This is a genomic window from Psychroserpens citreus (genome assembly GCF_055686305.1).
The window spans coordinates 1,112,422-1,124,223 of record NZ_CM145999.1 but is presented as its reverse complement, the minus strand read 5'-3'; the positions used below and the strand labels follow the sequence as shown (position 1 = coordinate 1,124,223).

Below are 11,802 nucleotides of genomic sequence, written 5' to 3'. Positions count from 1 at the left end.
ATATTTGGGCTAAAGAAAATCTATGAGTTTCATAATCAGAAAAGCAGTAAAAACGGATATGCCTAGAGTGCTTGAACTCATTACAGAATTGGCTGTTTTTGAAAAAGAACCCGACGCAGTTGAGGTGAATTTAGAGACACTTGTCAAAGGTGGATTTGAAAACCCAAAACAGTTTGTGTGTTTCGTTGGTGAATGTGAAGGCTGTGTTGAAGGGATTGCTTTAGTTTATAATCGTTTTTCTACTTGGGTTGGTCCAATAATCCATTTAGAAGACCTTATTGTTAGTCAGAGAAAAAGAGGTGGTGGTTTAGGAACAGCACTTTTAAATGAGGTTGTAAAATATGGCTATGATTTAGGTGTTAAACGCATTAGTTGGGAGGTTTTAGATTGGAATGAACCTGCTATTGGATTTTACGAGAAAAAGGGAGCAGACGTTAAACGTGATTGGGATGTTGTTCATCTTAACGAAGACGGCATAAAACATTATATAGCAAATATTTAATATGCAAGTATTTAAATTTGGAGGAGCATCGGTAAAAAATGCCGAAGGAGTTAAAAATTTAGCTTCAGTATTGCAAAATGTAGGTTATGATAATACGTTGTTAGTGGTTTCAGCAATGGGAAAAACCACCAATGCTATGGAATTGGTGATAAAAAATTATTTTGACAATAAAACCGAATTGCAAAGTTCTATTCAGGATGTAATAAAGTATCATAACAACATATTAATTGACCTTTTTGAGAATACGCATCATCCAATATTTAAAAGGGTTTCGATAATTTTCGAAGATTTGGATTATTTTTTAAGACGGAATAAATCACCAGATTATAATTTTGTATATGACCAAGTGATTGGCTTTGGAGAACTAACATCTACAACAATTATATCGGCTTACCTTAATGAAATTGGATTAAAAAACAACTGGCTAGATGTTCGAGAGTTTATAAAAACAGATAATTATTATCGCACAGCTAATGTGGATTGGGAGCAAACCCAATTACATATTAAATCTAATTTTGATCCAAAGATTCTCAATATCACTCAGGGATTTTTAGGTAGCGATTCTAATAACTTTACGACAACTTTAGGCCGTGAAGGAAGTGACTACTCAGCAGCTATATTTGCGTATTGTTTAAATGCCGAAAGTGTTACGATATGGAAAGACGTTCCAGGTGTTTTAAATGCCGATCCTCGTTATTTTGAAAACGCCCAATTACTAAATAGTATTTCTTATAGAGAAGCGATTGAGTTAGCATTTTATGGTGCTTCTGTGATTCACCCTAAAACATTACAACCATTGCAACAAAAGGAGATACCATTATTTGTAAAATCATTTTTAAATCCGGAAGATTCTGGGACAAGAGTAGGAAAGGGCTTTGGTATAGAACCAAATATTCCTTGTTATATAGTTAAGAAAAATCAGGTGTTAGTGTCCTTATCCTCATTAGATTTCAGTTATATTGTTGAAGAAAACATCAGTGAAATTTTTAAATTATTACACCTGTATAAAATGAAAGTAGATGTGATTCAGAATTCAGCCATTAGTTTTTCGGTATGTTTTGAAAACACATATAATAACCTTGAGCGATTATTACAGCACTTAAAAGCAAAATTTAAAGTAACAGTTCACGAAAATGTGAGTCTTTATACTGTAAGACATTATAATGAACAAGCAATAGCTTCGATTGAAAAAGATAAAGAATTGCTGTTAAAACAGTTAGCTCAAGAAACCGTTCAAATCCTAACTAAATAAACATTTTAGTACTTTTACACTCATGACCAAACAACAAGATACAGGATTAGTTACCGCAAAAGAAGTTGCTAAAGCAATTAATGCTGATAAGTATGGTTTCTTAGGAACCTTTGTTGGATGGTTACTTATGAAGGTTTTGAAAATTTCGACGCTTAACAGAATTTATAAGCGAAATAAACATCTAAATGATGTTGAGTTTTTAGATGCCATTTTAGAAGACTTTCAGATTAAATTTGAAATTCCAGAAGAAGATTTGAAACGACTACCTAAGGATGGTGCTTATATTACGGTATCAAATCACCCACTTGGTGGAATAGATGGTATTTTATTGTTGAAATTGATGATTGAGCAACGCGAAGATTTTAAAATCATTGCAAATTTTCTATTACATAGAATTGAGCCTTTGAAGCCATATATAATGCCTGTAAATCCGTTTGAGGATAGGAAAGATGTAAAATCTAGTATTGCTGGTTTTAAGAATGCAATTCTTCATTTAAGAGATGGACATCCATTAGGTGTATTTCCTGCTGGTGAAGTGTCTACTTATAAAGATGGAAAGTTAGTTGTCGATAAACCATGGGAAGAAGCCGCAATGAAGCTCATTAAAAAGGCTGAGGTTCCTGTAGTTCCAATTTATTTCCACGCTAAGAATAGTAAATTATTTTATAAGCTATCTAAGATTAGTGATACTTTCAGAACAGCTAAATTACCCTCGGAATTACTTACCCAAAAGCATCGAACTATAAAAGTTAGAATAGGAAAACCTATTTCAGTAAATGATCAAAAAGAACACAAAACACTTACTGATTTCTCAGAATTTATAAGACGAAAAACGTATATGTTGTCTAATGCATTTGAAGATAAATCAAAGATTTTAGATAATTTATCAAATACATTAAAGCCTCCTGCAAAACCTCCAAAGCGTATTGTCGGTTCTGTTAGCACTGAGAAAATGGCGGCTGAAATTGACGCCTTGCGTGAAGGTGATTATAGGTTGTTAGTTAGTAAGAATTATGAAGTATATTTAACGCCTGCAGATCAAATCCCTAACATACTTCATGAAATTGGACGCCTTAGAGAAATTACATTTAGAGCTATTGGTGAAGGAACAAATGAAGCTATAGATTTAGATAGTTTTGATACCTATTACCATCATATGTTTTTATGGGATACAGAGTCTAAAAAATTAGCTGGTGCCTACCGAATGGGATTAGGCTCAAAGATTTATGCACGTTATGGTATTGATGGGTTTTACTTACAAGATTTATTTAGATTTGAACCTGAATTATACAAAATGATGAGTGAATCTATTGAAATGGGTAGAGCGTTTATCATTAAAGAATACCAACAAAAACCAATGCCGTTATTTTTGCTTTGGAAGGGTATTGTTCATACTACTTTGCGTTATCCTGAGCATAAATTTTTAATCGGAGGTGTGAGTATTAGTAATCAATTTTCAAACTTTTCAAAGTCCTTGATGATTGAGTTTATGAAGTCACATTACTACGATCCTTATGTGGCACAGTATGTACATCCGAAAAAAGAATTTAAAGTAAAATTGAAGGATGCCGATAAAGACTTTGTTTTTGATGCTGCTGAAGCCGATTTGAATAAGTTCGATAAAATTATTGATGAGGTAGAACCTGGAGCATTACGGTTACCTGTTTTACTGAAAAAATACATCAAACAGAATGCAAAATTGGTGGCATTCAATGTAGACCCATTGTTTAATAATGCGGTTGATGGTTTGATGTATATTAAAATCGCTGACTTACCAGAAAGCACAGTTCGTCCTGTGATGGAAGAGTTTCAAGCCGAGTTAGAACGTAAGTTTTCTAATGGCAATACAGAAGATTCTTAAAGATACTCTTTTACAAAGTTTTCAAAATAACTTTTAATTTCGTTTCTAGCTTTTAAAAACGCCTGGTGTTTTTCATCATCAGATCCTATTACTTTAGATGGGTCAAAGAAATTATGGTGTAATCTAATGGCATTTTTACTTGGAATATAAGGACAATTTTCATTGGCGTGATCACATACAGTAATTATAAAATCAAAGTTGACATGTGCGTATTCGTCAACGTGATTAGAGGTGTGATTTGAAATATCAATACCATCCTCTTTCATAATGACTGCTGCCTCAGAGTTGATACCATGAGTTTCTATTCCGGCACTATAAATATTGGCTTTTCCTTCAGTGAATTGATTAAGGTAGCCATGAGCCATTTGACTTCTGCAAGAATTTCCAGTGCAAAGTACGAGTATGTTTTTCATTATATGTCCTATTATTTTACTTCTTTTTTCTAAAAGTACATTATCAAACCAAGCATTGTTTAGTTGGCCTATTTTTTCTCGAGTTCCAACAATTCTAAACCCACAAGATTTGTGCAAATGTATGCTAACTTTATTAGTTGAGAAAATTCCAGCTTGTAAGGTCCAAAATCCATTGTTCTCACTTTCGGTAATGAGTTGTTGTAGTAACTTTTTGCCTATACCTTGACCTCTCAAGTTTTCGGCAACACATATACTAACTTCAGCAACACCTTTATAAACGGATCTATTAGATGCTAAAGATAATGCCGCAAATCCAACAACACTGTCCTTATGTTGGGCTACAAGTCGTGGGTTTAGAACATATTTTTTATTCCATTTTTGCCAATTAGGTAGCGTTGTTTCAAAAGTAGCTATACCAGTATGAATACCTTGCTCATAAATAGCAATTACTTTATTGAAATCAGCCTTCTGAAAGGTTCTAATGGTTATATCCATTACAGGTTTTAGCAACATCCACTTTCAGGAGAGCAGCATACTTCAACTGTGGAACTTGGTGCTTTAATTTGTTCTGTTATGCCACATGCCTCTTTAGCTTTGCAATCGGTTTTTTCGACGTTTAAACTTAGAATAAGATTGTTGTTTTCAATTTTGAAATCATTTACAAAGAGTTGAGCAGTATGAAATGTATTGTTACTATATTCAAATTTTATTTCAGCACCTAAATCGTAAGGTTTCATTTTTCCAACTTTTTTTAGAATTCCCAATGCTTTTAAAACAGACATATACTTTGTTTTGTGAAGTTCAGATGGGCTTTCCCATAATTGTATTATGGTTTCATTCCAAGAATCGGTTTGAGAGCCGCAATCGACTGAATCTATTGAGATGTGTTTTACTTCAGTAATGTGATAATTAGCGCCAACAAAATTATTTGGAGTGTATTCAAATAGTAATGATTTGTCTTGGTGTTGTTCTAGTAATGTAAAAAATTCTTGTGTTTTCATAATATTATATGATTTAGTTTATGCTTATGAGTGATTAAAAAAATACTTTTTGGCTTAGCAGCAATTGGCTGTTGTTTTAATAAAAAAAGAGTTTAATAAGATTTGAAATTCTTGAAATCGTTCAACATTAAGGCAGTAACATTTTTTCTTGCCTTCAAACCTTCCTTTAAGTAAGCCAGCATTTCCAATGACACTTAAATGTTGAGAAATAGTAGCTTGTGATAATCCAATTTCATCAACAAGATCATTACAAATACAGCCTTCTTGTTCACTAATATATTTTAAAATAGAGACTCTTGCTGGATGTGCAAAAACTTTAGCGATATTAGCTATTTCGTTAATACTATCTGTATAAATAAATCGTTTAGTTACTCCCATTGTTATGTATTTATGGTACAAATATAGTATTATTATCGTAATATAGCGATATTACGATAATAATATTTATCAAAAAAGCCAGAATTAAAGTTCTGGCTCTCTTAATTTATAATGATTTAAACCATTCTTGAAATTGTTTTCCGAATAAAAATGTTGGCTGCATTTTTCCTCCTAAAGCACTTATCAAACTCATTATCCATGCTACAAACACAACAATCCATAAGAAAAGTCCTAAAACTGGAATGATACCTACTAAGCTACAAAGAATTAAACCTAACATTTGTCTTACATAAAAAGATCCAAACTCTGTTTTATTTCCATTATTCATAACTAAAGCAATAATCCATCCAATTAGTGTGAAGTGAGCTATGATAGCAACATTTTTTCCATCACTAAATACTTCTTTTGCCTCACTAGCAAACTCTTTTGCTGAGGCTTTTGCTTCATCTGCAAATTCTGAAGCTTTTTCTCTTGCTTCTCCAGCAAATTCTTTAGCATCATCAGCAAGCTCACTTGCTTTTTCACTTACCTTATCGGCTGCCTTTTTTGCACTTTCTTTGGCATCTCCTAACATATCATTTAGGTCATTGCTTAAATTGTTGTTATCGTCAGACATTTGTTTATATAGTTTATGGTTAGACTATAAAGTTAATAAAAATGTAGTAATTTGTTATTTATTGCCAAATAGTCTTTTAAAAAAACCTTTAGTTTTCTCTTTGGTTTCGTCGTAAGCTTCTTTTGCGTCTTCAGCAAAATCTTCTAGTTTGTCTTCTGCTTTATCTGCTAATTCTGAGGCTTTGTCTTTGGCAATATCGGCATAAGTCTCTAATTTTTCGCCAGCATCTTCAACAAATTCAGAGGCTTTATCTTTTACTTCATTATAGGTTTCTTTTACATCATCTCTAAGTTCTGCTGTTCTTTCTTTTGCACTATCTGCAAATTCACTTAGTTTTTCACTAGCATCACTTGCTAGCTCTGATGCCTTTTCTTTAGCATCATTAATCATGTCTTTGCCTTCTCCTTCAAAAAATTCTGTAGCTTTATCTTTTACATTATTAAATGCTTCTTTAGCATCTGAGGCTAATTCATTGGCTTTGTCTTTAGCAGAATTTAAAGCATCACTAGCATTTTCTTTTAGGTCATTTGCTTTTTCTTCAATTGCTTCTGAAGTACTATCTATGGTATTTTCAGTAGATTTAACAGTTTTGTTTAATTCGCTGTCTAGGTTGTTGTTGTCTTCGGTCATTTTAATCGTTTATTAGTGAGTAGTTTAAAAATAATATTTGTTACAATATGACTACTTAAAAGCTTGATCAATTGGTTCCCAAAGCTCAATTTTGTTTCCTTCGTTATCCAGTATCCAACCAAATTTCCCATAGTCGTATTCTTCTATGTCTCCTACTATTGTGACCCCTTCTTCTTCTAAAGTCACTAATAATTCCTTTAAGTTTTCAACACGATAGTTAAACATAAACTCTTTTTTTGAAGGCTCAAAATATTTGGTATCGTCTTTAAATGGACTCCATTGTGTAGAACAATCATTTCCTTCTTTATCTTTCCACCAAAATGTACAACCATAATCATCAGTGTTAAACCCTAAATGTTTTTGATACCAATCTTTTGATGCATTTGGGTCTTTTGATTTAAAAAATAACCCTCCTATTCCAGTGACTCTATTTTTCATTTTTTAAGTATTGCATTTTCATAAATTTCTATCCATTCTTCAACAGTCATTTTCCCTAAAAGTTCTTTTATTAAATCATAAGGTATGTCTTCCATTTTTTTAAATCGAACACAACTTTTTCCCATATCTAATTTATATTTAGAGTATTTAGGATATTCAGATACAAACCAATCGTATAATTCTTTTTTGGCATACATACCAGAGTGGTAAAGCGCTATAAAGTTTTTTTGAGATGCTAAATTTATAAATGGCAAAGGTGGAAAAGGCTTACAATGATACCCTTTTGGATAAATAGATTTAGGAACATAATAAGCTAACATACCATATCCCATTCCAGTTTCAAGTCCTTCTGGCATATGTTTTTTAATTAGATTATCTAATTTGGTAATTGGTCCCTTTCTGTCCTCAGGTAACTGACTTATATAGTCTTCTGGAGAGGTTGCTTTGTATTGCATAATCGTTAGTTTTATTTGCGTTGAAGGATTAATCCTGAAATTAAAGATATAATAAATCCAATTATAGTTACAAGTATGAGCATAAATAGTGCGGCAGTTGTACTTGTGATTTCCATGATTTGATCTTCTTTACCTTGTTCAATTAATTGTTTTTCGAAATCACTAAAAAAAGATGGGTTAATAAACTTGGTATATATAAAATCTGCTATTGCAATACCTGTACCAACTAATAGTGATATTAGAACACCAATAATAATAGCTTTACCTAAAGAAATACTACCATTATTGATATGGTCTCTATAATGTTTTATACCAAAAAAGATAAATGAAAGGGATAGAAAAATAGATATATAACCTAATATTTCATTGGTTGAATAATCTAAATTATCGATACCAAAAACAAGGTGTAAGGTGAAAATGATAAAACCTGTAATAAGTCCATAAAGACCATATTTTTGAACTGTATGTTTCATAATTAATTAGTTTTAGTTAGCTTAAATTAAATGTGCTGATCAATAAGAATGGTATTGCCATCAGGATCATAAAGTACGATGCTTGCTGGACCTGAAGTACTACCATCAGTATCGCGCTCTAAAGGAATATTATTAGCTTTTAGATGTGTTTCAATAGATCTAATATCATCGTAATTGTCTAGTGTTTGTGCATTTTGATCCCAACCTGGATTAAAGGTTAGTATATTGTTTTCAAACATGCCTTGAAACAACCCAATAATGGCGTCTCCGTTTTTCATGATTAGATAATTGTGTTCTATATCTCCAGCAAATACTGAAAAGCCTAAAGTTTCATAAAACGTCTTTGAGGCATGAATGTCTTTAACATTCAAACTAGCCGAAAAAGCACCTAATGTCATAATAATTCGTTTTTGGGTTAATATACTACAAAACTATATGAAGCCGTTTAAAATGAGGTCATACTAAAGTACCAAAGGACTCATACTTTCGTTTAAAAGTAGATAAATTATATGATATTATAGTCTTTTGCAATTTGTAGGGCCTGTGTTCTACGTTTTGCATTTAATTTAGAGAGCAGATTAGATACGTGTGTTTTTATGGTGCTTTCAGATACGTATAATTTATCACCTATTTCTTTATTTGAAAGTCCTTCCGAAATGCCAATGAGCACTTCGTATTCTCTATTGCTTATTTCAAGTTCTTTTATTTTTTGATGATCAATATCTTCGGAAATTGGAGTGTTTTGATGTAGACTCTTTTTATTAATAATAACACCTATAGCAAAAAACACTATTGCAATCACAGCAATAATGATTTCTGTCTGTAAATCACCAGAGACAATTGCATATTTACTAAACTGAAAGAGTAATAGCAAAGCTAGAATAAGCAATCCAAAAACAAGAATAGTTTTTTTCATGACTTAAATTTAGCAAAATTCTGCTTTTATTTTATCTACAATAGTTTGAGCTAGTTTTTCTTTACTCTCGACAGTCCATCCAGCAACATGTGGAGATAAAATTACATTGTCTGCTGAAATGAGATATGTAAAAGCCTCTGGCATATTTGAAGAGAATAGGTTTTCAAAAGATGATTTTTCGTACTCTAAAACATCTAAACCAGCTCCTAAAATTTTACCCGATTTTAATGCAGATACCAAGTCTTTAGTTACAACACTCTTTCCTCTTGCTGTATTGATGAGCCAAAATGATTTTGAAAAGCCCTCAATAAATTTAGAATTGATCATATTAATAGTTAAAGGTGTCTCAGGAGTATGCAAACTTAATATATCACATTTATCTTGAAGTGTTTGTAATGAAACTTGAGTAGCATTCTCATCACCAACATGAGCTTTAATGTCATAGCAAAGTACTTCAACATCAAAGCCGAGTAGTTTTTTAGCAAAGGCTTTTCCCATATTACCATAACCAATGAGGCCCACTGTCTTGCCGTCTAGTTCTATTCCACGGTTGGCCTCTCGTTGCCATTGACCGTTTCTAACTTCTTTATCAGCTTTGTTTAGTTTATTGAAGAGGGAAAGTAGCATGGCCAAACTGTGTTCTCCAACGGCATTGCGATTACCTTCTGGAGCAGAAATGAGCGAAATGTTTTTTTGGATTGCGTAATCACAGTCTATATTTTCTAGACCTGCACCTACACGACCGATAAATTTTAAACGTTTAGCAGCATCTAAAAATGAAGCATCTATTTTAAAACGACTGCGAATAATGAAGCCATCATAATTATGAATTTTTTGAATAATTTCATCTTTAGAAGACGTATAATCTTCATCGTTTTTAAATCCTAAGTCATTGAGTTGCTCAATGAGTAAATCGTGATTGCTATCTAGATGTAATATTTTCATAAATATGGAGACACTTCGACTGCGCTCAGTGTGATATTTTAATTAAGTTTTAAATTTCGGGATATTCAGTTTGGGTCATTTCATCTTTGACGTTTCCAGTATGAGCTGTATCAAGTTTTTCAAACAATAATAAATGCACTTCTTCTCCATTTTTAGTCGAAGGGTTATGTTCAACTCCTTTTGGTACAACGATAATTTCTCCTTCGTTGACCACCTCTGTACGATCTCTAAATTGCATATATAAAGTGCCTTTAATAACTTGAAATAATTCGTCTTCTTTATCATGACTATGCCAGACAAATTCACCTTTAATTTTGGCTAATATGACTTGCATGTTGTCGACTGTAGCAATACGATGAGGGTGCCATTGTTTAGAAAACAAACTGTGTTTTTCTTTAATATTGATAGGTTTCATAATGAAATAACTTTGTTGAGTATAAAGTTACAATCTTTTTGCGTTAGTGATGGAACATTTGTTGGAGCTCCTCAAAGAGAGCGACTTGTGAGAGCACGACCTGAAAGGAAACGCGCTAATGATTAAATTCCTAGTATTAGTCTAGCGATCCAGAAATAGATTAGGATTCCGAAAATATCATTGCTCGTTGTAATAAACGGTCCTGTGGCAATAGCTGGGTCAATACCTCTTTTATCTAAGAAAAGTGGAACGAATGTTCCAATAATTCCGGCAACTATTATTACAGCGATTAATGATACCGAAATGGCAAGCGCTGTTATAAAATCTCCTTTTGAGATCCATACAAATAAGAATAAGAATAAGGCTAAAATGGTTCCGTTTAATGCCGCAAGGAACATTTCTTTTATTAAGCGATTATTGATACTACCTTTAACATCATCGTTGGCAAGACCTTGGACTATAATAGCACTAGATTGTACACCAACATTTCCTGCCATCGCGGCAATTAAAGGCGTGAAAAAGAACAGGACAAATGCTTCACCTTTAAATGCTTCTTCAAAACCTTCCATAATTAAAAAAGCACCAATACCTCCAATTAGGCCTAAAAACAGCCAAGGTAATCGAGCTCGGGTCAATTCGATAATGCTATCATCGGCTTCAACATCACCAGTAAGACCAGCAGCCATTTGATAATCTTTTTCGGCTTCTTCTTTTAATACATCAACAATATCATCAATAGTAATTCTTCCAACTAGTATTTGATCGTCATCAATCACAGGTATGGCCTCTAAATCATATTTTGCCATGACTTTTGCTACATCTTCAACATCGTCATTTACATTAACGTAATCCACATTATCTTTGGCGATATCGGCTATTTTTTGTTCACTTTTGGCAACGATTAAATCTTTAAGTGAAAGTCGACCAATAAGTTTATCGGTTTTATCAACCACATAAATGGAGTGTACTCTGGTCACTTCTTTAGCTTGCCCTCGAATACGACGTAAACATCCAGCAACTGTCCAGGTTTCGTAGACTTTAACTAATTCTTTGGCCATTAAGCTACCAGCCGTATCATCGTCATAAGTAAGTAATTCGGTAATTTCTTCTCGGTGCTCTTCATCTTCAATTCTTGAAATTACCTCAGCTTGTCGTTCTTCAGGAAGTTCGGCAATAATATCTGCAGCATCATCGGTATCAAGTTCTTCAACTTCCTCAGCAATTTCTTTCGCAGATAAGTTTTCAAGAATTTTTTCTCGAGTATCATCATCTAATTCTGTAATGATATCGGAAGTGGTTTCAGAATCTAGTAACTTGATGACGTAAACAGCATCCTCGAGGTTTAACTCGTCTAGAATTTCGGCAATATCAGCGTAGTGAAACTCAGACAACAGCGTTTTTAATTCCTTGTTACCTTGTTTAGCGACAAGAAGTTCTACTTGCTCTATGAGTTCATCGGTAAGTTCAAATTGAATATGTTCTTTCTCTTCGCTCAAATGGGATGGTC

General features: G+C 32.9%; 16 protein-coding genes. 3 read left to right on the top strand and 13 right to left on the bottom strand.

Annotated elements, in window-relative coordinates; all coding sequences use genetic code 11:
- Nucleotides 1-22: 22 nt before the first annotated feature.
- The 3 genes from ACTU6T_RS05065 to ACTU6T_RS05055 are packed head-to-tail and all read left to right on the top strand — an operon-like array spanning nucleotide 23 to nucleotide 3,615.
- On the top strand, nucleotides 23-502 hold the full coding sequence (locus ACTU6T_RS05065) for a GNAT family N-acetyltransferase (protein ID WP_460220173.1): 480 nt from the start codon (nucleotides 23-25) through the stop codon (nucleotides 500-502).
- 1 nt (nucleotide 503) lies between these two features.
- The gene (locus ACTU6T_RS05060) at nucleotides 504-1,754 is read left to right on the top strand and encodes an aspartate kinase (protein WP_460220172.1); all 1,251 of its coding nucleotides are present in this window, start codon (nucleotides 504-506) and stop codon (nucleotides 1,752-1,754) included.
- Nucleotides 1,755-1,776: 22 nt separating this feature from the next.
- A complete protein-coding gene (locus ACTU6T_RS05055; RefSeq protein WP_460220171.1) occupies nucleotides 1,777-3,615 on the top strand; it encodes a GNAT family N-acyltransferase in 1,839 nt (612 codons plus the stop codon).
- Here ACTU6T_RS05055 and ACTU6T_RS05050 read toward each other — a convergent pair.
- The 13 genes from ACTU6T_RS05050 to mgtE form a co-directional block, all read right to left on the bottom strand.
- On the bottom strand, nucleotides 3,612-4,523 hold the full coding sequence (locus ACTU6T_RS05050; RefSeq protein WP_460220170.1) for a GNAT family N-acetyltransferase: 912 nt from the start codon (nucleotides 4,521-4,523) through the stop codon (nucleotides 3,612-3,614). The genes ACTU6T_RS05055 and ACTU6T_RS05050 overlap by 4 nt on opposite strands.
- A gap of 8 nt (nucleotides 4,524-4,531) precedes the next feature.
- Nucleotides 4,532-5,029, bottom strand: coding sequence for a DUF6428 family protein (locus tag ACTU6T_RS05045; protein WP_460220169.1), 498 nt, complete (start codon nucleotides 5,027-5,029; stop codon nucleotides 4,532-4,534).
- Between the two features lie 54 nt (nucleotides 5,030-5,083).
- Nucleotides 5,084-5,407, bottom strand: a complete 324-nt coding sequence (locus ACTU6T_RS05040) for an ArsR/SmtB family transcription factor (RefSeq protein WP_460220168.1) — start codon at nucleotides 5,405-5,407, stop codon at nucleotides 5,084-5,086.
- Nucleotides 5,408-5,513: 106 nt separating this feature from the next.
- Nucleotides 5,514-6,023: a YtxH domain-containing protein gene (locus ACTU6T_RS05035; RefSeq protein ID WP_460220167.1), complete on the bottom strand. Its 510-nt coding sequence runs from the start codon at nucleotides 6,021-6,023 to the stop codon at nucleotides 5,514-5,516.
- Between the two features lie 54 nt (nucleotides 6,024-6,077).
- Nucleotides 6,078-6,653, bottom strand: coding sequence for a hypothetical protein (locus tag ACTU6T_RS05030; protein ID WP_460220166.1), 576 nt, complete (start codon nucleotides 6,651-6,653; stop codon nucleotides 6,078-6,080).
- Between the two features lie 51 nt (nucleotides 6,654-6,704).
- Nucleotides 6,705-7,091, bottom strand: a complete 387-nt coding sequence (locus tag ACTU6T_RS05025) for a VOC family protein (RefSeq protein ID WP_460220165.1) — start codon at nucleotides 7,089-7,091, stop codon at nucleotides 6,705-6,707.
- Nucleotides 7,088-7,546 carry a DUF1801 domain-containing protein gene (locus ACTU6T_RS05020; RefSeq protein ID WP_460220164.1) on the bottom strand — a complete coding sequence of 153 codons (459 nt, stop codon included), beginning with the start codon at nucleotides 7,544-7,546 and terminating at the stop codon, nucleotides 7,088-7,090. The genes ACTU6T_RS05025 and ACTU6T_RS05020 overlap by 4 nt, the downstream gene beginning before the upstream one ends.
- An 11-nt stretch (nucleotides 7,547-7,557) precedes the next feature.
- A complete protein-coding gene (locus ACTU6T_RS05015) occupies nucleotides 7,558-8,019 on the bottom strand; it encodes a DUF4199 domain-containing protein (protein WP_460220163.1) in 462 nt (153 codons plus the stop codon).
- 26 nt (nucleotides 8,020-8,045) lie between these two features.
- Nucleotides 8,046-8,417, bottom strand: a complete 372-nt coding sequence (locus ACTU6T_RS05010) for a VOC family protein (protein ID WP_460220162.1) — start codon at nucleotides 8,415-8,417, stop codon at nucleotides 8,046-8,048.
- 107 nt (nucleotides 8,418-8,524) lie between these two features.
- A complete protein-coding gene (locus ACTU6T_RS05005) occupies nucleotides 8,525-8,935 on the bottom strand; it encodes a response regulator transcription factor (protein WP_460220161.1) in 411 nt (136 codons plus the stop codon).
- A 9-nt stretch (nucleotides 8,936-8,944) separates the two neighbouring features.
- Entirely contained in the window at nucleotides 8,945-9,880 is a 936-nt protein-coding gene (locus tag ACTU6T_RS05000) for a 2-hydroxyacid dehydrogenase (protein WP_460220160.1), read from the bottom strand.
- A gap of 49 nt (nucleotides 9,881-9,929) precedes the next feature.
- On the bottom strand, nucleotides 9,930-10,295 hold the full coding sequence (locus ACTU6T_RS04995) for a cupin domain-containing protein (RefSeq protein WP_460220159.1): 366 nt from the start codon (nucleotides 10,293-10,295) through the stop codon (nucleotides 9,930-9,932).
- Nucleotides 10,296-10,417: 122 nt separating this feature from the next.
- A complete protein-coding gene (gene mgtE / locus ACTU6T_RS04990; RefSeq protein WP_460220158.1) occupies nucleotides 10,418-11,791 on the bottom strand; it encodes a magnesium transporter in 1,374 nt (457 codons plus the stop codon).
- Nucleotides 11,792-11,802: the final 11 nt, after the last annotated feature.

Excerpts from the sequence above, each read along its gene's own strand:
- ACTU6T_RS05065 (WP_460220173.1), top strand. The coding sequence starts at position 23 with ATGAGTTTCATAATCAGAAAAGCAGTAAAAACGGATATGCCTAGAGTG.
- ACTU6T_RS05060 (WP_460220172.1), top strand. The coding sequence starts at position 504 with ATGCAAGTATTTAAATTTGGAGGAGCATCGGTAAAAAATGCCGAAGGA.
- ACTU6T_RS05055 (WP_460220171.1), top strand. The coding sequence starts at position 1,777 with ATGACCAAACAACAAGATACAGGATTAGTTACCGCAAAAGAAGTTGCT.
- ACTU6T_RS05050 (WP_460220170.1), bottom strand. The coding sequence starts at position 4,523 with ATGGATATAACCATTAGAACCTTTCAGAAGGCTGATTTCAATAAAGTA.
- ACTU6T_RS05045 (WP_460220169.1), bottom strand. The coding sequence starts at position 5,029 with ATGAAAACACAAGAATTTTTTACATTACTAGAACAACACCAAGACAAA.
- ACTU6T_RS05040 (WP_460220168.1), bottom strand. The coding sequence starts at position 5,407 with ATGGGAGTAACTAAACGATTTATTTATACAGATAGTATTAACGAAATA.
- ACTU6T_RS05035 (WP_460220167.1), bottom strand. The coding sequence starts at position 6,023 with ATGTCTGACGATAACAACAATTTAAGCAATGACCTAAATGATATGTTA.
- ACTU6T_RS05030 (WP_460220166.1), bottom strand. The coding sequence starts at position 6,653 with ATGACCGAAGACAACAACAACCTAGACAGCGAATTAAACAAAACTGTT.
- ACTU6T_RS05025 (WP_460220165.1), bottom strand. The coding sequence starts at position 7,091 with ATGAAAAATAGAGTCACTGGAATAGGAGGGTTATTTTTTAAATCAAAA.
- ACTU6T_RS05020 (WP_460220164.1), bottom strand. The coding sequence starts at position 7,546 with ATGCAATACAAAGCAACCTCTCCAGAAGACTATATAAGTCAGTTACCT.
- ACTU6T_RS05015 (WP_460220163.1), bottom strand. The coding sequence starts at position 8,019 with ATGAAACATACAGTTCAAAAATATGGTCTTTATGGACTTATTACAGGT.
- ACTU6T_RS05010 (WP_460220162.1), bottom strand. The coding sequence starts at position 8,417 with ATGACATTAGGTGCTTTTTCGGCTAGTTTGAATGTTAAAGACATTCAT.
- ACTU6T_RS05005 (WP_460220161.1), bottom strand. The coding sequence starts at position 8,935 with ATGAAAAAAACTATTCTTGTTTTTGGATTGCTTATTCTAGCTTTGCTA.
- ACTU6T_RS05000 (WP_460220160.1), bottom strand. The coding sequence starts at position 9,880 with ATGAAAATATTACATCTAGATAGCAATCACGATTTACTCATTGAGCAA.
- ACTU6T_RS04995 (WP_460220159.1), bottom strand. The coding sequence starts at position 10,295 with ATGAAACCTATCAATATTAAAGAAAAACACAGTTTGTTTTCTAAACAA.